Consider the following 18,674-nt stretch of genomic DNA (forward strand, 5'->3'; position numbering starts at 1 on the left):
AACCTTATTGCACCGCAAACTGCTGACGGATTTTACGCATCAGTAAGAATAGCCATGGCCAGAGCACACCATTCACTACACTACTCCAGAACACTTCAGGTCTGAAAGAGACATTGATCACTAAAAACTCGGCCCAGAAAACAATAATATCCACGACCAGTGATAACAACACGACCACCAGCGCCTGTTGCCAGAGCGCGAGGTTACGGAATAGCTGGAATTTCAGCGCGACCAGATAGGCAATGATACTCATCGACAAGGCCCGTACGCCAAGCGTGGAACCGCTAATGAGATCCAGTATGGCACCCACCACGAACCCTGTGCCCACATTTACGCGATGCGGTAGCGCCAGAATCCAATACAACAAGATGAGCAGCACCCAGTTTGGCCGGAAAACAAGAATGTCATCCGGCCAGGGCATAACTTGCAGCAACAGTGCAATAAGGAACGAAAGCCAAATAACCCAACGCCCCTGGCTACGATAGCTTGCCACTTACTGTCCTCCCGGCTTACGCGGAGCAGGTTGTGGCGGCGTGGTGTCCGTAGGTGCGGTAGTGACGCCTGTAGCAGGTGCCGGTACTGGTGCAGGCGGCCCCATGGCATCTGGCGCAGGCAGAACTTGCGGCATCATTTGCATCAAACGTTCATTGGCAACACGGTGTACTTCTTCCGGCGTCATCGGATTGGCGCCGTTACGATCGGCTCCCCACAACAGCAGCAGATAGCGCAAACGCTGCAAACCCGCGGTCGGACGAGCCTGAATGACGGTATAAGCACGCTGAGTGTCCAGCTTAACGGAAGAAACAACAGCAACCGGATAACCTTCCGGGAAGCGTCCACCCAAACCGGAAGTCACCAGCACATCGCCAACGCGAATGTCGGTGTTCGCTGGCAGATGTTCAAGCTGAAGATCGTCCGTACAACCGTTGCCCGCAGCAATGACGCGAATATCGTTACGCAGAACCTGGATTGGCAGAGCATGCGTTGCATCGCAAATCAGCAGTACGCGGCTGGTCAGTTTTGCTACCGCAACGACCTGACCCACTACACCTTTGTCGCTGATAACTGGCTGACCTTCGTAGACGCCGTTAACGCTCCCTTTGTCGATCACGACCTGATCGCTGTATGGGTCATTAACCGTTGAGATGACCTGCGTCACCATCTTTTGTTCGTCCTGACGCAATGGCGATCCCAGCAGCTCGCGCAAACGCGCGTTCTCCTGTTTATATTGCCCCAGCATCAGCAGCTCGCTATTTTTCAGCAGCAGTTCCTGACGCAGCGCCCGGTTTTCAAGTTCGAGTTGGTCACGCGAAGCCAGCGTTTGCGACACGCCGTCGAGTAATTCACGAGGACCATTAGAGATAAAGTAGAAAGGACTGACGGCGGTATCCATGTACGTTCGGATTTGACTAAACGTACCCAGGCGGCTGTCGGCAATAATAACGCCGAGCGCCACCAGCACCGCCAGAATAAGGCGAATCTGTAGCGACGGGCCACGGCTAAAAATTGGCTTCATAGTCTATGCGTATTCTCGTATCAGAGCGGAAGGGCAACCCGCGGGCCACCCTACCTGCGTCCGATTACTCTTCGCTGAACAGGTCGCCGCCGTGCATATCGATCATTTCCAGTGCTTTGCCGCCACCGCGCGCCACGCAGGTCAGCGGATCTTCAGCAACAACAACTGGAATACCGGTTTCTTCCATTAACAGACGATCAAGGTTACGCAGCAGCGCACCGCCACCGGTCAGCACCATACCGCGCTCGGAGATGTCTGACGCCAGCTCTGGCGGACACTGTTCCAGAGCAACCATTACCGCGCTCACGATACCGGTCAGCGGTTCCTGCAGCGCTTCCAGAATCTCGTTGGAGTTCAGGGTAAAGCCGCGTGGAACACCTTCTGCCAGGTTACGGCCGCGTACTTCGATCTCGCGGACTTCATCGCCCGGATAAGCGGAACCGATTTCGTGTTTAATACGTTCTGCGGTGGCTTCACCGATCAGAGAACCGTAGTTACGACGAACGTAATTAATGATGGCTTCGTCGAAGCGGTCACCACCAATACGTACGGAAGAAGAGTAAACCACGCCGTTCAGGGAGATAACGGCAACTTCAGTGGTACCACCACCGATATCCACAACCATTGAGCCGGTTGCTTCAGAAACTGGCAGACCCGCACCAATCGCGGCCGCCATCGGCTCTTCGATCAGAAAGACTTCACGGGCGCCTGCGCCCTGAGCGGATTCACGGATCGCACGGCGTTCAACCTGGGTTGCGCCAACCGGTACACACACCAGTACGCGCGGGCTTGGTCGCATGAAGCTATTGCTGTGCACTTGTTTGATAAAGTGCTGGAGCATTTTTTCAGTCACGAAGAAGTCAGCGATAACGCCGTCTTTCATTGGGCGAATTGCAGCGATATTGCCCGGCGTACGACCCAGCATCTGCTTCGCATCATGACCTACTGCAGCCACGCTTTTCGGCGAACCGGCACGATCCTGACGAATGGCCACAACAGAAGGCTCATTCAATACGATGCCTTGTCCTTTTACATAAATAAGGGTATTCGCGGTACCCAGGTCAATGGACAGGTCATTGGAAAACATGCCACGAAATTTTTTCAACATACTAAGGGATAATCCTGAAAGCTGGGGCGGAAAACAAAATCCGCTTACTTTACCAACCACACGCAGCAGCGACAAGGCGCAAAAATCATCTGCTACGGTGAAAATTAGTGCAGTTCGTTTCCTTTGTTACAAAACCGGCCTGAGTCCATCAGGGCTGAAAAAATCAGCAGCATTCCTCGCTTTTGTTTGCAACCTGTCAAAGGTCATTCACCTGCATGTTTGCTGTTACAACCTGGCGAGCAGACAAGCACACCCCCAGAAGGCACAGCGCGCGTTATTCTACGTGAAAACGAATTAAACGGCAGGTTAAACCGAATATCTTTGCGAATATTTTTTCACGTTAGTGTCAAGTGGCTGTGATGCGGCAAAAAAATCCCCTTGCCCACCAGCAACTCCGCGTTCCGTCAGCGTATGCCACTCGCTACGCGAACGAACTCCCGTGGCATAAACCTGCGTTGGCGTGCCTGAACAGGCCTCCGCCAGGCTTTGAACCAACAGTTGGTTTTCGGTTCGCTTATCAATATTCCTCACCAGGCTTGGATGCAGCTTCAATAACTCAACGTTAAGCTCTTTAATCCAGCTGGTGCTCACCAGCGTTAAACCGGCCTGCGTAACGGCGATCCGTACCCCTAGCGCATCCATCAATCGGATGACGGGCTGTAATCGGCTGATATGTTGACAAACATCTGCCTCAGCAAGTTCAATAATTATGCGTTTGCGTAGTGATTTTTCGCACTGCATCAACGTATCACGCAGCCAGCGCTGAAAACGTGGGCGAATTAGCGATTCAACCGTTATCTGCATCGCCAGGCTTTCCTGCGGCCAGTAGCCCAAAAGCAGGATCAGACGACTTAACTGTAAACGGTCATACTCTTCAGCCAGGCCAAACTGCAGCACCATCGGCATATATTCCGCCGAAATAACCTCTTCGCTGCCATCAAAAATACGGCACATCAGTTCCCGGTGGTGTACCCGTCCTTCACGCGTTACCGCAGGTTTTTGATATATTCTCGGCCCGCCCCGGCTGAGCATCTGTTCAATCAGCGTCCGCCAGCGCACGTTGCCCCGGCCTTTTTCCGGCAGGGAGTCATCATAGACCGACCAGCTGTTCCCACCCTGCAGGACCGAATTCCGGGTGGCGGCCTCAGCATGATCCATCACCTGTTCCGTCGACTGACCACTGCGGCAAACGCAAATGCCAATATGAACCATATCGGCACGATCGATCATTTTATTAGTCGGAAGCGCATCGACCGCTTTTAATAATTGCCCGGCGATGCTTTCGGCTTCTTTCAGCGTGCGATGTGGCAACAGGATGGCAAAATCGCTACGGTGGTAGCGCGCCAGCAATGCCCCCGGATAACGCGTCATAAACGTCGACAACAAATTGATTAGCGTTGAAATTTGTTCTTCCGCCAGGGTGATTCCCCAGCTATCTCGCAGCAGAGTAAAGTCCGGCAGACGCACCATCATCACGACGCCATGCGCTCCCACCTTTTCTTGATCTTCCAACAGCGTGGCCAACTGGTTATCAAAAAACAGACGGTTACTCAGCCCGGTTTTTGTATCCTGCGCAACATAGGAACGAATCAGGGTGTCCAGTCGGCTGCGTTGCTCGCGGGCATTTTGAATTTCAGTCAGCAACATATCGAGCGCACTGCTGGTGCGCGCTGGCCATTCATAGACCGTTCCTCGTACATTCGACCCGCGTTCACCGTTCAGAATACGCGTGGAACGAATCTCCAGTAACTCCTGGCCTGAAAGCTGACGCTGAAGCCAGCGTACCGACAAAAAGAGCATCAGAATAATAAACGCAATGGCCAGTGTGAGCGGCGCGGTAGTCAGTAGCGAATGGAAATAGTTGCCCATCGGATCCTGATAAACCAGGCGAACTGACATGCCCGGATGCTTGACCAACGGTACGGTGATGTCGCGGTAGAGGTTGTTCGTTCCTGCCGGACGGTAGCTGCTGGTTCGGGAGTGGTCATACACTATATGCTCCCCTTGCAGCAACTCGATACGCACGATATCAACAGAAACCATCAGTTCATCGATTTGCGGCGTCAGCGAAACGAAATCGCGGGAGACAAGATGTGTATCAATCGCCGTCGCCACCGCCTGCACTCGCGTAGTGAACTTATATTGAATAGCGTTGTAGAAACTCAGCGAGCAGCCAATCAGAGTCACAAAGATCGTTAACCCAGTAAGCAGCGTGACAAAAGCTGAGAATTTCGTCGTTAATCGCATCCTTGTGTTAACTCCGACAGTTATGAAACAGGTGTGAAAGAGATAAAGCGACTCGAAAATGCAAAACTGAACGCAAAATCCGCCAATTTATGCAAACTGTGGGGGCATACTACCAAATCAGGTATATCTGGCAATTTATTGCGCAGAATCGGCATCATGTTTTGATTAGCGAGTATAGTCTTCATTAAAAATTTTCCAATCCACTATACGAATTGAGGACAGGTTATGCAGGCTTTGATCTTAGAACAGCAGGACGGAAAAACCCTCGCATCCGTTCAACCCCTCGACGAAAACCAGCTCCCGGAAGGCGATGTAACGGTGGATGTCCACTGGTCAAGCCTGAACTATAAAGACGCCCTGGCTATCACTGGCAAGGGTAAAATCATCCGCAACTTTCCGATGATTCCTGGCATTGATTTCGCCGGTACCGTGCGTGCAAGCGAAGATCCCCGTTTTCATGCGGGTCAGGAAGTCTTACTGACCGGCTGGGGTGTGGGTGAAAACCATTGGGGCGGGCTGGCTGAACGTGCGCGCGTCAAAGGCGACTGGCTGGTAGCGCTGCCGCAAGGGCTGGACGGGCGCAAAGCGATGGTCATCGGCACCGCCGGTTTTACCGCCATGCTGTGCGTCATGGCGCTTGAGGATGCAGGTATTCGCCCGCAAGACGGTGAGATTGTCGTCACCGGCGCCAGCGGCGGCGTGGGCAGCACTGCCGTGGCATTACTGCATAAGCTGGGCTATCAGGTTGTGGCAGTATCAGGACGCGAAAGCACCCACGACTATCTGAAGAGCCTGGGCGCGAATCGTATTCTCAGCCGCGATGAGTTTGCTGAATCTCGCCCGTTGGAAAAACAACTGTGGGCCGGTGCAATTGATACCGTTGGCGATAAAGTGCTGGCGAAAGTCCTGGCGCAGATGAACTACGGTGGCTGCGTGGCCGCCTGCGGCCTGGCGGGCGGCTTCGCGCTGCCGACCACCGTCATGCCATTCATTCTGCGTAATGTACGTTTGCAAGGGGTGGACTCGGTGATGACCCCACCGGCACGTCGCGCAGAAGCCTGGGCGCGTTTGGTTAAGGATCTGCCGGAATCGTTCTATGCTCAGGCCGCCACGGAGATTACGCTAGCGGATGCGCCGAAGTTCGCCGATGCCATCATCAATAACCAGGTGCAAGGTCGTACCCTGGTGAAGGTGAAATAACAGGCATCGGCGCAGAAATTTACACTTAACTAACAAAATTTCGCGGCATATATAGAGACTCCCTGCCATATTAACTACGCATCCCCTGTCTGTCATGACGCGTAAGCCGGGAGTCTGTTATGAAGAAATTACGTCCATTTACAGAAGCCGACGTCACCGCCGAGTCGGCTTTTTTTATGCAGCGCCGCCAGGTACTGAAAGCATTAGGGATCAGCGCTGCCGCGTTGTCTTTGCCTCACGCTGCGCAGGCCGACCTTCTGAGCTGGTTTAAGGGTAATGACCGCCCTCCGGCGCCTGCAGGTAAGCCGCTTAATTTCAGCAAGCCCACCGCCTGGCAAAATTCGCTTCCTTTAACGCCAGCAGATAAAGTTTCTGGCTACAACAACTTCTATGAATTTGGTCTCGACAAAGCGGATCCAGCGGCCAACGCAGGCAGCCTGAAAACCGATCCGTGGACCTTGAAAATCACTGGCGAAGTCGCAAAACCCCTCACTCTCGATCATGATGCGCTGACCACCCGTTTCCCATTGGAAGAGCGGATTTATCGGATGCGCTGCGTGGAAGCCTGGTCAATGGTGGTGCCGTGGATTGGCTTTCCATTACATAAACTGCTGGCGCAGGTTGAACCCACCAGCAACGCAAAATATGTCGCTTTCGAAACGCGCTACGCCCCGGATGAAATGCCTGGTCAGAAAGATCGCTTTATTGGCGGCGGGCTGAAATATCCCTATGTTGAAGGGTTACGCCTGGATGAAGCAATGCATCCACTAACCCTGCTTACCGTAGGGGTTTATGGTAAGGCCCTTCCGCCGCAAAATGGCGCCCCCATCCGCTTAATTGTGCCGTGGAAATACGGATTTAAGGGCATAAAGTCGATCGTGAGTATCAAACTTACGCGCGAACGCCCCCCAACAACGTGGAACCTGGCCGCGCCTAATGAATATGGGTTTTATGCCAACGTGAATCCGCATGTCGATCACCCCCGCTGGTCCCAGGCCACCGAACGTTTTATTGGCGCTGGCGGTATTCTGGACGTACAGCGTCAATCCACGCTGTTGTTTAACGGTTATGCCGAAGAGGTTGCTTCCCTGTATCGTGGTCTTAATCTACAGGAGAATTTTTAAGTGCGTCTGACTGCAAAGCACATTACCGGGCTGAAAGTTTGCCTGCATCTTGGCGGATTTTTGCCGTTAATCTGGCTCTTTTGGGCGGTAAATCATGGCGGTTTGAGCGCCGATCCGGTCAAAGATATCCAGCACTTTACCGGTAGGACAGCTCTGAAATTCTTACTGGCGACCTTGCTGGTCTCTCCACTCGCGCGCTACGCTAAACAGCCATTATTGATACGCACTCGTCGCCTGTTAGGGCTATGGTGTTTCGCTTGGGCGACGCTGCATTTAACCAGCTACGCGTTACTGGAACTGGGTATTCATAATCTGGCGCTGTTGGGGCGGGAATTCATTTCGCGACCGTATTTGATGTTGGGTATTGTCTGTTGGGTCATATTATTTGCTCTCACCTTAACGTCCACGCAATCTGCACAGCGAAAGCTGGGTAAGTATTGGCAATTTTTGCACAACTTCGTCTATCTTGTGGCGATCCTGGCACCCATACATTATCTGTGGTCGGTTAAAATCATCTCCCCTCAACCGATTATTTATGCCGCACTTGCTGCGGTGCTGTTAGCCTGCCGCTACAGGAAGTTTCGCCAGTGGTGGCGGTAGTTTCACGATATGTGCAGTACGTTGCAAAACACGGACGATCCGATTTTCTTTACATGTTAACGGTTGATTATCTTCCCTGATAAGACCAGTATTTAGCTGCCAATTGCTACGAAATAGTTATAATGTGCGCCTTTGCTATCCCCGGTAGCGTTTTTACGGCGCGGAAAGGGTGACAATCGCATATTGAAGGTATATTTTGTCTTTTACCCGAAAATGACAGAAGATAGCCGCACAATGACTAACAAGTCTGGCAATCTCATGTAATGGCATCAGCACCCAGTGCAACGCCTGAGATGCGTGGCATCTTGTCACTCACTGTTATAAAAATGCTATACAGACGGCGGTAAAACGCCTGTCACAATCTCACTAAACAAAGAGTACGGAACCCACTCATGGATATTCGTAAGATTAAAAAACTGATCGAGCTGGTTGAAGAATCAGGCATCTCCGAACTGGAAATTTCTGAAGGCGAAGAGTCTGTACGCATCAGCCGTGCGGCGCCAGCTGCAAGTTTTCCAATGATGCAACAGGCTTATGCTGCACCAGTGATGCAGCAGCCAGCTCTGTCTAACGCTGTCGCACAAACTGCCTCTCCAAGTATGGAAGCTCCGGCAGCAGCGGAAATCAGTGGTCACATCGTACGCTCCCCAATGGTTGGTACGTTCTACCGCACCCCGAGCCCGGATGCGAAAGCGTTCATCGAAATCGGCCAGAAAGTGAATGCGGGCGATACCCTGTGCATCGTTGAAGCCATGAAAATGATGAACCAGATCGAAGCCGACAAATCCGGCGTCGTTAAAGCGATTCTGGTAGAAAGCGGTCAACCGGTAGAATTTGACGAGCCGCTGGTCGTCATCGAATAACGAGGCGAACATGTTGGATAAAATTGTCATCGCTAACCGCGGCGAGATTGCCTTGCGTATTCTTCGTGCCTGTAAAGAACTGGGTATCAAGACTGTCGCAGTGCATTCAAGCGCGGATCGCGATTTAAAACACGTATTGCTGGCGGATGAGACGGTCTGTATTGGCCCGGCTCCGTCCGTAAAAAGCTATCTGAACATCCCGGCTATCATTAGCGCCGCTGAAATCACCGGCGCGGTGGCAATTCACCCGGGTTATGGCTTCCTCTCTGAGAACGCCAACTTTGCTGAGCAGGTAGAACGTTCTGGCTTTATCTTCATCGGCCCGAAAGCCGACACCATCCGCCTGATGGGCGACAAAGTGTCCGCGATTACCGCGATGAAAAAAGCTGGCGTACCGACTGTTCCAGGCTCTGACGGCCCGTTGGGCGATGACATGGACGCTAACCGCGCTCATGCTAAACGCATCGGCTACCCGGTTATCATCAAAGCCTCCGGTGGCGGCGGCGGTCGCGGTATGCGCGTCGTGCGTAGCGATGCCGAACTGGCGCAATCCATCTCCATGACCAAAGCGGAAGCGAAAGCGGCTTTCAATAACGACATGGTCTACATGGAGAAATACCTGGAAAACCCACGCCACATCGAAATTCAGGTGCTGGCAGACGGTCAGGGTAACGCGATTTATCTGGCAGAGCGTGACTGCTCCATGCAGCGTCGTCACCAGAAAGTTGTCGAAGAAGCACCAGCGCCGGGCATTACTCCGGAACTGCGTCGCTACATCGGCGAGCGTTGCGCCAAAGCGTGCGTGGATATCGGCTATCGCGGCGCGGGTACTTTCGAGTTCCTGTTCGAAAACGGTGAGTTCTACTTCATTGAAATGAACACCCGTATTCAGGTTGAACACCCGGTAACCGAAATGATCACCGGTGTTGACCTGATCAAAGAACAACTGCGCATCGCAGCGGGTCAGCCGCTGTCTATCAAGCAGGACGAAGTTGTGGTTAAAGGCCATGCGGTAGAGTGCCGTATCAACGCCGAAGACCCGAACACCTTCCTGCCGAGCCCGGGTAAAATCACGCGTTTCCACGCGCCGGGTGGCTTTGGTGTGCGCTGGGAGTCTCATATTTACGCAGGTTACACAGTACCTCCGTACTATGACTCAATGATCGGTAAGCTGATTTGCTATGGCGAAAACCGCGACGTCGCTATCGCCCGCATGAAAAACGCCTTGCAGGAACTGATCATCGACGGCATCAAAACCAACGTTGATCTGCAGATCCGCATCATGAATGACGAGCACTTCCAGCATGGTGGAACCAATATCCACTACCTGGAGAAAAAACTCGGACTTCAGGAAAAGTAAGCAAGCGTTAACCGAAAAGGCCGGAAATTCCGGCCTTTTGTTTTTCTCCCCTCCCACAGGTGCCATAAGGTACAATCCCCGCTTTCTTTATTCACAAGGGACAAAAAATGGACGCTCGTTTTGTTCAGGCCCATAAAGAGGCGCGCTGGGCGCTGTGGCTGACCCTTTTATATCTTGCCGCATGGTTAGTGGCCGCTTACTTACCAGACTCCTCTCTGGGTTTTACCGGCCTCCCGCACTGGTTCGAAATGGCCTGTCTGCTGACGCCATTGGTTTTCATCGTACTGTGCTGGGCGATGGTGAAGTTTATCTATCGCGACATTCCACTGGAGGATGATGATGCAGCTTGAAGTTATTTTGCCGCTGGTCGCCTATCTTCTGGTGGTTTTCGGTCTCTCTGTTTACGCCATGCGCAAAAGGTCGACCGGCACCTTCCTGAATGAGTATTTCCTCGGCAGCCGCTCTATGGGCGGGGTCGTGTTAGCCATGACGCTAACGGCAACCTACATTAGCGCCAGCTCGTTTATCGGCGGCCCAGGTGCTGCTTATAAATACGGGCTGGGATGGGTTTTGTTAGCGATGATCCAACTACCCGCCGTCTGGTTGTCGTTGGGTATTCTCGGCAAAAAATTCGCCATTCTGGCACGCCGTTATAATGCGGTTACCCTCAACGATATGCTGTTTGCCCGCTACCAAAGCCGCCTGCTGGTGTGGCTGGCGAGCCTCAGCCTGCTGGTCGCGTTTGTCGGTGCAATGACCGTACAGTTTATTGGCGGCGCACGTTTGCTGGAAACCGCAGCGGGTATCCCTTACGAAACCGGCCTGCTGATTTTTGGCGTCAGTATCGCGTTATACACAGCGTTCGGCGGATTTCGCGCCAGCGTGTTGAACGACACGATGCAGGGCATGGTGATGCTGATTGGGACTATCGTACTGCTGGTCGGTGTCGTCCATGCCGCTGGTGGTCTCAGCAATGCGGTAGTCACTCTGCAAACCATCGATCCTAAACTGGTCTCGCCGCAGGGCGCTGATGACATTCTGTCCCCCACGTTTATGACTTCATTCTGGGTGCTGGTGTGCTTTGGCGTGATTGGCCTGCCGCATACGGCGGTGCGCTGCATCTCCTATAAGGACAGCAAAGCGGTACACCGTGGAATTATCATTGGCACCATCGTGGTGGCTGTCCTGATGTTTGGTATGCATCTGGCCGGCGCGTTGGGCCGGGCGGTGATCCCTGACCTGACGGTACCGGATCTGGTTATTCCCACGCTAATGGTAAAAGTCTTGCCGCCGGTAGCAGCCGGGATCTTCCTCGCCGCGCCCATGGCCGCGATCATGTCGACGATCAATGCCCAATTGCTGCAAAGTTCCGCTACGATCATTAAAGATCTCTATCTGAACCTTCGCCCGGAACAACTGCAAAATGAAACACGGCTGAAACGCATGTCGGCAGTGATCACTCTGCTGCTGGGCGCGTTACTGCTGCTGGCCGCCTGGAAGCCGCCAGAGATGATTATCTGGCTTAACCTGCTGGCGTTTGGCGGGTTGGAAGCCGTCTTCCTATGGCCGCTGGTGCTGGGCCTTTACTGGGAGCGGGCAAACGCGGCAGGCGCACTGAGCGCAATGATTGTCGGCGGCATACTTTATGCCGTACTCGCTACTTTTAACATTCAGTACCTGGGCTTTCATCCGATTGTGCCCTCGTTACTGATAAGTTTGCTGGCTTTCCTGATCGGCAACCGTTTCGGTTCCGCCGTTCCGCAAGTCGCCATATTGACTACTGATAAATAAAGAGTTTTGCCATGCCATGGATTCAACTGAAACTGAACACGACCGGTGCAAACGCTGAAGAGTTGAGCGATGCACTGATGGAAGCGGGCTCCGTTTCCATTACTTTCCAGGATACGCATGATACGCCGGTATTTGAACCTCTGCCGGGCGAGACTCGCCTGTGGGGCGATACCGACGTTATCGGCTTGTTCGATGCAGAAACTGACATGAAAGAAGTCGTTGCGATTCTGGAGCAGCACCCACTACTGGGTGCAGGCTTCGCGCATAAAATCGAACAGCTTGAAGACAAAGACTGGGAACGCGAATGGATGGACAACTTCCACCCGATGCGCTTTGGCGAACGTCTGTGGATTTGCCCGAGCTGGCGCGATGTCCCGGATGAGAACGCCGTCAACGTGATGCTCGACCCGGGTCTGGCATTTGGTACCGGTACTCACCCAACCACCTCTCTGTGCCTGCAATGGCTGGACGGTCTCGATCTTAACGGTAAAACGGTTATCGACTTTGGCTGCGGATCCGGCATCCTTGCCATTGCGGCACTGAAGCTGGGTGCAGCGAAAGCGATTGGTGTAGATATCGATCCGCAAGCGATTCAGGCCAGCCGTGATAACGCCCAACGTAATGGCGTTTCTGAGCGTCTGGAACTTTATCTGCCTAAAGACCAGCCAGAGTCGATGAAAGCCGATGTGGTGGTCGCCAACATCCTTGCTGGCCCATTACGTGAACTCGCACCTTTAATCAGCGTGCTGCCCGTTGAGGGCGGTTTGCTGGGGCTTTCTGGTATTCTTGCCAGCCAGGCGGAAAGCGTCTGTGAAGCCTATGCCGACCTCTTTACGCTCGATCCGGTTATCGAGAAAGAAGAGTGGTGTCGCATTACCGGACAGAAAAAATAATCCCTTCCGGCGTGGTTATCCGACCACGCCATTTTCAGACAACAGACCAGCATACTGATACTTTACCCAACGATATAATAACTAATTGATTTTTATATTTTTTGTTAAGTAAACGCATGCACTTCAATCGTTTTACAACAATTTTACTGGCAGCATGCTTAATGCCCCTGAAGACGCTGGCCGTGCCATGGGGCTATACCGGAGAAACCAGCCCTGCGCAGTGGGGCAAAATAAGCAAAGAGTATGCAACGTGTCAGACGGGTATCAACCAGTCACCCGTTGATATCCAGACCACGACAACCAGCAAACTCGGCCTGCCCGCGCTCAATTTACAATACATTGATGGCCCGACAAGATTTCGCAGCATTAACCATACGCTGCAGGCTACAATGAGCTCCTACACCCCTAATTTCATTGAAATTGAAGAAAAGCTCTATTATTTAAAACATTTTGATTTTCACGCTCCAGGCGAACATACCCTCAACGGTAAAATCTATCCACTGGAGCTGCAGTTGACCCACAAAAACCAACATGGTGATATCGCCATTGTGGCGGTCATGTTTGACATTGGTGAGCCTAACCAGGCGATTCAAAACCTGTGGGAGTCCTTTCCCACCATGGAGGGCAACAGCATGCCCATTTTTTCGCCCGTCGATATCAACCAGCTTCTACCCGACAACAAGACCTACTGGCTCTACAGTGGCTCGATAACAACGCCTCCCTGTACTGAAGGCGTCACCTGGGTTGTCCTGAAAAAGCCTGTGGCCCTTTCCGCCGAACAGTTAGATAAATTTCACTACATTGTTGGGCCAGCGAACAATCGTCCACCGCAGCCGCTGAATGAACGCACGATTACGGACAGCAATTCAGGTGGCACCGAGATCCTGTACTAAAATGAGGTAACGATCACACAATAGCGAGGTAATTTGCTGATTAATTCAGCAGAATATCTTGTCAGTACCTTCTGTAACTGAAGAAAAAATGAGAAGTTACGCAAAATTATATGCGTATATAAAATCGACACATTTTTGTAATGCCATGATTTATATGATTAAATATTTTCATGAGTTCATATTTACGGCAATTCATTGATCCACCTCAGTGGATTGGTCAAAGTTTGGCCTTTCATCTCGTGCGAAAAATGCGTAATATACGCCGCCTTGCAGTCACAGTATGGTCATTTCTTAACTCATGCGCATCGGACAACACCAGCTCAGAAATCGCCTGATCGCAGCACCTATGGCTGGCATCACTGACAGACCATTCAGGACGCTGTGCTATGAGATGGGAGCCGGATTGACGGTATCCGAGATGATGTCTTCTAACCCGCAGGTTTGGGAAAGCGACAAGTCTCGTTTACGGATGGTGCACGTTGACGAGCCAGGAATTCGCACGGTGCAAATTGCCGGTAGCGATCCTGTTGAGATGGCCGATGCCGCACGTATTAACGTGGAAAGCGGCGCCCAGATTATTGATATCAATATGGGGTGTCCGGCTAAAAAAGTGAATCGCAAGCTCGCAGGTTCAGCCCTCTTGCAGTACCCGGATTTAGTGAAATCAATACTAACCGAGGTCGTCAATGCAGTGGACGTTCCTGTCACACTCAAGATTCGCACCGGCTGGGCTCCGGAACACCGTAACTGCGTAGAGATTGCCCAACTGGCTGAAGACTGTGGCATTCAGGCTCTGACCATTCATGGACGCACCCGCGCCTGTTTGTTCAATGGAGATGCTGAGTACGACAGTATTCGGGCAGTTAAGCAGAAAGTTTCCATTCCGATTATCGCGAATGGCGACATTACTGACCCGCTTAAAGCCAGAGCTGTACTCGACTATACGGGGGCGGATGCCCTGATGATAGGCCGTGCAGCTCAGGGAAGACCCTGGATCTTTCGGGAAATCCAGCATTATCTGGACACTGGGGAGCTGCTGCCCCCGCTGCCACTGGCAGAGGTGAAGCGCTTGCTTTGTGCGCATGTTCGGGAACTGCACGACTTTTATGGTCATGCAAAAGGGTACCGAATTGCGCGTAAACACGTATCCTGGTATCTCCAGGAACACGCTCCGGATGACCAGTTTCGGCGCACATTCAACGCCATTGAAGATTCCAGCGAACAGCTGGCGGCGTTGGAGGCATACTTCGAAAATTTTGCGTAAACAGAAATAAAGAGCTGACAGAACTATGTTCGAACAACGCGTAAATTCTGACGTACTGACCGTTTCTACCGTTAACTCTCAGGACCAGGTAACTCAAAAGCCCCTGCGTGACTCGGTTAAACAGGCACTGAAGAACTATTTTGCTCAATTGAACGGTCAAGACGTTAATGATCTCTATGAGCTGGTACTGGCTGAAGTAGAACAGCCCCTGTTGGACATGGTGATGCAATACACCCGCGGCAACCAGACCCGTGCTGCCCTGATGATGGGCATCAACCGTGGTACGCTGCGTAAAAAACTGAAAAAATACGGCATGAACTGATACTAATCAGTTAAATGTTTGTTTTAAAAGGCGCTACTCGGCATGGGGAAGCGCCTTTTTTATTAATGTCACACGGGAGGCTTTGGCGATGAACGCAAGAGGTGAACCTGTCTATTTTGGCGATGAATCTAAAAAGATAATCCTGGGTGATGCGCTGACCGAGCTAAAAAAGCTACCCGCTGAAAGCATCGATCTCATTTTTGCCGACCCACCTTATAACATCGGCAAAGACTTTGACGGGATGGTGGAATCCTGGGACGAAGAGACCTTTCTGGCGTGGCTGTTTGAGTGTATCGACGAGTGCCATCGTATTCTCAAACCACACGGTAGCATGTACATCATGAACAGTACGGAGAACATGCCGTACATCGACCTCAAATGTCGCCAACTTTTTACCATCAAAAGCCGTATCGTGTGGTCATATGATAGCTCAGGGGTACAGGCTAAAAACTACTTTGGTTCGATGTATGAACCTATCCTGATGATGGTAAAAGATCAGAAAAACTACACGTTTAATCGTGATGATATTCTGGTTGAAGCCAAAACGGGCGCTAAACGTGCGCTAATAGACTACAGAAAGAATCCGCCCCAGCCTTACAATCAGAAAAAAGTACCTGGCAATGTCTGGGATTTTCCCCGCGTTCGCTATCTGATGGATGAATACGAAAATCACCCCACTCAAAAACCCAAAGCCCTCCTGGAACGGATCATTCTGGCTTCCTCCAACCCGGATGACAAAGTGCTCGATCCGTTTGCCGGCAGCTTTACAACCGGCGCCACCGCAGTGGAATTAGGTCGCAAATTTGTCGGTATTGAAATCAATGCTGAATACGTAAAAATGGGGCTCAGAAGACTGAGTATCAGTTCTCATTTTTCAGAGACTGAACTTGCAAAAGTGAAAAAACGTAAGACAAAAAACCTGTCTAAAAAGAGCCGATTAACGACAAACAGTGGCGATCTTTCGATAAAGTAAAGGCATTGTAAGTCTGCTTTTCAGCTTACTGATTTCGTGTATATTCCCTGCACGCTTGGGCATGAATACACAGGATTAAGCAATGATTCGCAAGTATTGGTGGCTGGTTGTTTTTGCGGTCTTCGTTTTTCTTTTTGATGCGCTGCTCATCCAGTGGATAGAACTGATGACAACAGAGCACGACAAGTGCCGGAATATGAACTCAGTGAATCCCCTAAAGCTGGTCAACTGCGCCGATCTCGACTAGCACCGTCGACAGCCGTCAGGCCCTGGCGGCTAAACTACCCAACCTGGTTTTCACTCTGTATTAATTGCATTACACAGCCATCCGGGCTTAACATTTTTAATACATTATCAACTAATGCTGGTGCTTGCCCATAAAGATCATAACTCTCTGGATTCATTAGCCAGTTTTTTATTATTCCGCTAAAGCTACCATGCAAAATAATTATGATGACGTCTAAATCCAGACTGGTGGCAATCAAATTTTCATCTACGCACCGTTGGAGAGAATCGCGAATGCTTTGGTGGCTGAGACCTATTTTATCACGAATGGCCTGCTCTGATATCATATCTTTATGGAATTCGCATTTATGATATAAAATCTGCATTAATGCCTGCTGGCGAGGGTTCTCCGCAATATATTGTAATCCCACCACAAATTTTTCACGCAACCGCTGTAAAGGGTTATCCCCCCAACGACCAATAAGCTTGTCCTGAATAAGATCGCGTAAGGGAGGTTGTTGTAACCATAGCTCATTAAACAATTGAGTTTTATTTTCGAAATGCCAATAAAGTGCCCCCCGCGTCACATTGGCGGCATCCGCTATGTCGTTTAGCGTCGTATTACTTACGCCACGTGCGGCAAACTGTACAATCGCCGTTTCCATCAGGTGCTGTCGCGTTTTGAGGGCATCCGCTTTCGTTTTTCTGGCCATGATTCCGACTATCTGGATTGGAGTAGAGAATGATTAACTTTCTTATCTAATATTTTCTATCTGGAACAAATGTATCACTTAGCGTTTATTTAGACGAGGGCTAAAGTATTTAATTACGGACATTACACACGAATAGATAAAACAAATAACAGAAACCAATATATTCACCAATCAGATGATCATTTCAAGATGTATTTATCAGCATCATAGTGTTGCTATAAATATCACAATGAAACGGTAGCTGATTAATCTTTTTTTGCTTTTATGTGCCGTCAACCCCGCCCATAAATAAGTATTACTTACATCGCAAGCTAATAATTTGTAGGATAGCCAACTATTATTTTTCTTGTGCGCGTTATCACCTCCGCTGTTACCCGGTTAATAACGAGCGTTCGGTTTTTTAAGGAATAGAAATGACGAAAAATGCCAGGTTTTCACTCCTGCCCTCATTCATCATCATCTCCGCTGCATTACTCGCCGGTTGTAACGATCAGGGAGAAACACAAGCACATCCCGCAGAGCCGCAGGTGACTGTCCATGTCGTCGAAAAGGCCCCTTTAGCCGTGACGACCGAATTACCCGGGCGCACCACAGCATTCCGTATTGCAGAAGTCCGTCCTCAGGTTAGCGGAATTGTACTTAAACGGAATTTCACCGAGGGGAGCGATGTTGAAGCCGGTCAATCGCTTTATCAGATCGATCCAGCGACTTACCAGGCTGACTATGACAGCGCCAAAGGCGAACTGGCAAAGAGCGAAGCGGCCGCCGCTATCGCGCATTTAACGGTAAAACGTTATGTGCCGCTGGTTGGCACTAAGTACATCAGCCAGCAAGAGTACGATCAGGCAATTGCTGATGCCCGCCAGGCTGATGCCTCCGTAATCGCGGCAAAAGCGGCGGTCGAAAGCGCACGTATCAACCTGGCCTACACCAAAGTAACATCGCCCATTAGCGGACGTATCGGTAAATCTAACGTCACCGAAGGCGCATTGGTCACGAATGGTCAGGCAACTGAGCTTGCTACCGTGCAACAGCTCGATCCTATCTATGTCGACGTCACGCAGTCCAGTAACGACTTTATGCGCCTCAAGCAGTCTATTGAACAAGGTAGTCTGCATAAAGACAGCGCCAGCAGTACCGTCGAACTGGTGATGGAAAATGGTCAGGCATATCCGCTGAAAGGCTCATTGCAATTTTCTGATGTGACGGTTGATGAAAGCACCGGATCAATCACTCTCAGAGCCGTATTCCCTAACCCACAGCACACGCTGCTGCCAGGCATGTTTGTGCGCGCGCGCATTGATGAAGGCGTCCAACCGAATGCCATTCTTGTTCCGCAGCAGGGTGTAACGCGCACGCCACGCGGCGATGCCACCGTGATGGTCGTTAACGACAAGAGCCTGGTTGAAGCGCGGACAGTTGTCGCCGCTCAAGCTATTGGTGACAAATGGCTCATCAGCGAAGGTCTGCAACCCGGTGACAAAGTTATCGTGAGCGGCTTACAGAAAGCACGCCCTGGCGTTCAGGTTAAAGCAACCGCCGATACCGAAACCCCTGCGACGAAAGCCCAATAAGGTAACCG

The 18,674-nt window shown here is 51.2% G+C and carries 20 protein-coding genes; 15 read left to right on the plus strand and 5 right to left on the minus strand.

Annotated elements, in window-relative coordinates; genetic code table 11:
• Window positions 1-4: 4 nt before the first annotated feature.
• From mreD to mreB, 3 genes are all read right to left on the minus strand, one after another.
• On the minus strand, window positions 5-493 hold the full coding sequence (gene mreD, locus FDX09_RS13455) for a rod shape-determining protein MreD (protein WP_038634362.1): 489 nt from the start codon (window positions 491-493) through the stop codon (window positions 5-7).
• The gene (mreC, locus tag FDX09_RS13460) at window positions 494-1,516 is read right to left on the minus strand and encodes a rod shape-determining protein MreC (RefSeq protein WP_042311343.1); all 1,023 of its coding nucleotides are present in this window, start codon (window positions 1,514-1,516) and stop codon (window positions 494-496) included.
• Between the two features lie 64 nt (window positions 1,517-1,580).
• A complete protein-coding gene (gene mreB, locus FDX09_RS13465; protein WP_000913396.1) occupies window positions 1,581-2,624 on the minus strand; it encodes a rod shape-determining protein MreB in 1,044 nt (347 codons plus the stop codon).
• Here mreB and FDX09_RS23695 point away from each other — a divergent pair.
• Window positions 2,602-2,922: a hypothetical protein gene (locus FDX09_RS23695; RefSeq protein WP_154050627.1), complete on the plus strand. Its 321-nt coding sequence runs from the start codon at window positions 2,602-2,604 to the stop codon at window positions 2,920-2,922. The genes mreB and FDX09_RS23695 overlap by 23 nt on opposite strands.
• Window positions 2,923-2,930: 8 nt before the next feature.
• On the opposite strand, the gene csrD is transcribed toward FDX09_RS23695, so the two are convergent.
• Window positions 2,931-4,871 carry an RNase E specificity factor CsrD gene (gene csrD, locus FDX09_RS13470; protein WP_085048627.1) on the minus strand — a complete coding sequence of 647 codons (1,941 nt, stop codon included), beginning with the start codon at window positions 4,869-4,871 and terminating at the stop codon, window positions 2,931-2,933.
• A gap of 225 nt (window positions 4,872-5,096) precedes the next feature.
• Between csrD and FDX09_RS13475 the strand changes: the two genes are divergently transcribed.
• From FDX09_RS13475 to FDX09_RS13535, 13 genes are all read left to right on the plus strand, one after another.
• A complete protein-coding gene (locus FDX09_RS13475) occupies window positions 5,097-6,071 on the plus strand; it encodes an MDR family oxidoreductase (protein WP_085048626.1) in 975 nt (324 codons plus the stop codon).
• Window positions 6,072-6,190: 119 nt separating this feature from the next.
• A complete protein-coding gene (msrP, locus tag FDX09_RS13480; RefSeq protein ID WP_085048625.1) occupies window positions 6,191-7,195 on the plus strand; it encodes a protein-methionine-sulfoxide reductase catalytic subunit MsrP in 1,005 nt (334 codons plus the stop codon).
• Window positions 7,196-7,795, plus strand: a complete 600-nt coding sequence (gene msrQ / locus FDX09_RS13485) for a protein-methionine-sulfoxide reductase heme-binding subunit MsrQ (RefSeq protein ID WP_087856909.1) — start codon at window positions 7,196-7,198, stop codon at window positions 7,793-7,795. It begins immediately after the preceding gene.
• A gap of 392 nt (window positions 7,796-8,187) precedes the next feature.
• Window positions 8,188-8,658 carry an acetyl-CoA carboxylase biotin carboxyl carrier protein gene (gene accB, locus FDX09_RS13490; protein WP_003025210.1) on the plus strand — a complete coding sequence of 157 codons (471 nt, stop codon included), beginning with the start codon at window positions 8,188-8,190 and terminating at the stop codon, window positions 8,656-8,658.
• Window positions 8,659-8,668: 10 nt separating this feature from the next.
• The gene (accC, locus tag FDX09_RS13495; protein WP_003828838.1) at window positions 8,669-10,018 is read left to right on the plus strand and encodes an acetyl-CoA carboxylase biotin carboxylase subunit; all 1,350 of its coding nucleotides are present in this window, start codon (window positions 8,669-8,671) and stop codon (window positions 10,016-10,018) included.
• A 107-nt stretch (window positions 10,019-10,125) separates the two neighbouring features.
• Complete coding sequence (locus FDX09_RS13500) at window positions 10,126-10,368, plus strand: YhdT family protein (RefSeq protein WP_038634384.1); 243 nt, start codon at window positions 10,126-10,128, stop codon at window positions 10,366-10,368.
• Complete coding sequence (gene panF / locus FDX09_RS13505) at window positions 10,358-11,809, plus strand: sodium/pantothenate symporter (RefSeq protein ID WP_110496710.1); 1,452 nt, start codon at window positions 10,358-10,360, stop codon at window positions 11,807-11,809. Before FDX09_RS13500 ends, panF begins: the two co-directional genes overlap by 11 nt.
• 11 nt (window positions 11,810-11,820) lie before the next feature.
• A complete protein-coding gene (gene prmA, locus FDX09_RS13510; protein WP_038634389.1) occupies window positions 11,821-12,702 on the plus strand; it encodes a 50S ribosomal protein L11 methyltransferase in 882 nt (293 codons plus the stop codon).
• Between the two features lie 161 nt (window positions 12,703-12,863).
• Window positions 12,864-13,595, plus strand: a complete 732-nt coding sequence (locus FDX09_RS13515) for a carbonic anhydrase family protein (protein ID WP_249360006.1) — start codon at window positions 12,864-12,866, stop codon at window positions 13,593-13,595.
• A 298-nt stretch (window positions 13,596-13,893) separates the two neighbouring features.
• A complete protein-coding gene (gene dusB, locus FDX09_RS13520; protein WP_038634395.1) occupies window positions 13,894-14,859 on the plus strand; it encodes a tRNA dihydrouridine synthase DusB in 966 nt (321 codons plus the stop codon).
• Between the two features lie 25 nt (window positions 14,860-14,884).
• Window positions 14,885-15,181 carry a DNA-binding transcriptional regulator Fis gene (fis, locus tag FDX09_RS13525; RefSeq protein WP_000462905.1) on the plus strand — a complete coding sequence of 99 codons (297 nt, stop codon included), beginning with the start codon at window positions 14,885-14,887 and terminating at the stop codon, window positions 15,179-15,181.
• 88 nt (window positions 15,182-15,269) lie between these two features.
• Window positions 15,270-16,154 carry an adenine-specific DNA-methyltransferase gene (yhdJ, locus tag FDX09_RS13530; RefSeq protein ID WP_137347356.1) on the plus strand — a complete coding sequence of 295 codons (885 nt, stop codon included), beginning with the start codon at window positions 15,270-15,272 and terminating at the stop codon, window positions 16,152-16,154.
• 82 nt (window positions 16,155-16,236) lie between these two features.
• Entirely contained in the window at window positions 16,237-16,401 is a 165-nt protein-coding gene (locus tag FDX09_RS13535; RefSeq protein WP_032940702.1) for a DUF2556 family protein, read from the plus strand.
• A gap of 34 nt (window positions 16,402-16,435) precedes the next feature.
• Here FDX09_RS13535 and envR read toward each other — a convergent pair whose 3' ends face one another.
• Window positions 16,436-17,092, minus strand: coding sequence for an acrEF/envCD operon transcriptional regulator (envR, locus tag FDX09_RS13540; RefSeq protein ID WP_038634405.1), 657 nt, complete (start codon window positions 17,090-17,092; stop codon window positions 16,436-16,438).
• 413 nt (window positions 17,093-17,505) lie between these two features.
• Between envR and FDX09_RS13545 the strand changes: the two genes are divergently transcribed.
• Window positions 17,506-18,666 (plus strand): efflux RND transporter periplasmic adaptor subunit, encoded by a 1,161-nt coding sequence (locus FDX09_RS13545; RefSeq protein WP_087856912.1) that lies wholly within the window; start codon window positions 17,506-17,508, stop codon window positions 18,664-18,666.
• Window positions 18,667-18,674 lie beyond the last annotated feature (8 nt).

Origin of the sequence: Citrobacter sp. wls717 (assembly GCF_005280955.1) — a bacterium.
In the GTDB taxonomy this organism is placed as follows: domain Bacteria; phylum Pseudomonadota; class Gammaproteobacteria; order Enterobacterales; family Enterobacteriaceae; genus Citrobacter; species Citrobacter werkmanii.

What these genes read in the sequence shown, in the direction of transcription:
- mreC (WP_042311343.1), bottom strand. Translation starts at nt 1,516, where the DNA reads ATGAAGCCAATTTTTAGCCGTGGCCCGTCGCTACAGATTCGCCTTATT.
- FDX09_RS23695 (WP_154050627.1), top strand. Translation starts at nt 2,602, where the DNA reads ATGCCACGAAATTTTTTCAACATACTAAGGGATAATCCTGAAAGCTGG.
- mreB (WP_000913396.1), bottom strand. Translation starts at nt 2,624, where the DNA reads ATGTTGAAAAAATTTCGTGGCATGTTTTCCAATGACCTGTCCATTGAC.
- csrD (WP_085048627.1), bottom strand. Translation starts at nt 4,871, where the DNA reads ATGCGATTAACGACGAAATTCTCAGCTTTTGTCACGCTGCTTACTGGG.
- FDX09_RS13475 (WP_085048626.1), top strand. Translation starts at nt 5,097, where the DNA reads ATGCAGGCTTTGATCTTAGAACAGCAGGACGGAAAAACCCTCGCATCC.
- msrP (WP_085048625.1), top strand. Translation starts at nt 6,191, where the DNA reads ATGAAGAAATTACGTCCATTTACAGAAGCCGACGTCACCGCCGAGTCG.
- accB (WP_003025210.1), top strand. Translation starts at nt 8,188, where the DNA reads ATGGATATTCGTAAGATTAAAAAACTGATCGAGCTGGTTGAAGAATCA.
- accC (WP_003828838.1), top strand. Translation starts at nt 8,669, where the DNA reads ATGTTGGATAAAATTGTCATCGCTAACCGCGGCGAGATTGCCTTGCGT.
- FDX09_RS13500 (WP_038634384.1), top strand. Translation starts at nt 10,126, where the DNA reads ATGGACGCTCGTTTTGTTCAGGCCCATAAAGAGGCGCGCTGGGCGCTG.
- panF (WP_110496710.1), top strand. Translation starts at nt 10,358, where the DNA reads ATGCAGCTTGAAGTTATTTTGCCGCTGGTCGCCTATCTTCTGGTGGTT.
- prmA (WP_038634389.1), top strand. Translation starts at nt 11,821, where the DNA reads ATGCCATGGATTCAACTGAAACTGAACACGACCGGTGCAAACGCTGAA.
- FDX09_RS13515 (WP_249360006.1), top strand. Translation starts at nt 12,864, where the DNA reads ATGCCCCTGAAGACGCTGGCCGTGCCATGGGGCTATACCGGAGAAACC.
- dusB (WP_038634395.1), top strand. Translation starts at nt 13,894, where the DNA reads ATGCGCATCGGACAACACCAGCTCAGAAATCGCCTGATCGCAGCACCT.
- fis (WP_000462905.1), top strand. Translation starts at nt 14,885, where the DNA reads ATGTTCGAACAACGCGTAAATTCTGACGTACTGACCGTTTCTACCGTT.
- yhdJ (WP_137347356.1), top strand. Translation starts at nt 15,270, where the DNA reads ATGAACGCAAGAGGTGAACCTGTCTATTTTGGCGATGAATCTAAAAAG.
- FDX09_RS13535 (WP_032940702.1), top strand. Translation starts at nt 16,237, where the DNA reads ATGATTCGCAAGTATTGGTGGCTGGTTGTTTTTGCGGTCTTCGTTTTT.
- envR (WP_038634405.1), bottom strand. Translation starts at nt 17,092, where the DNA reads ATGGCCAGAAAAACGAAAGCGGATGCCCTCAAAACGCGACAGCACCTG.
- FDX09_RS13545 (WP_087856912.1), top strand. Translation starts at nt 17,506, where the DNA reads ATGACGAAAAATGCCAGGTTTTCACTCCTGCCCTCATTCATCATCATC.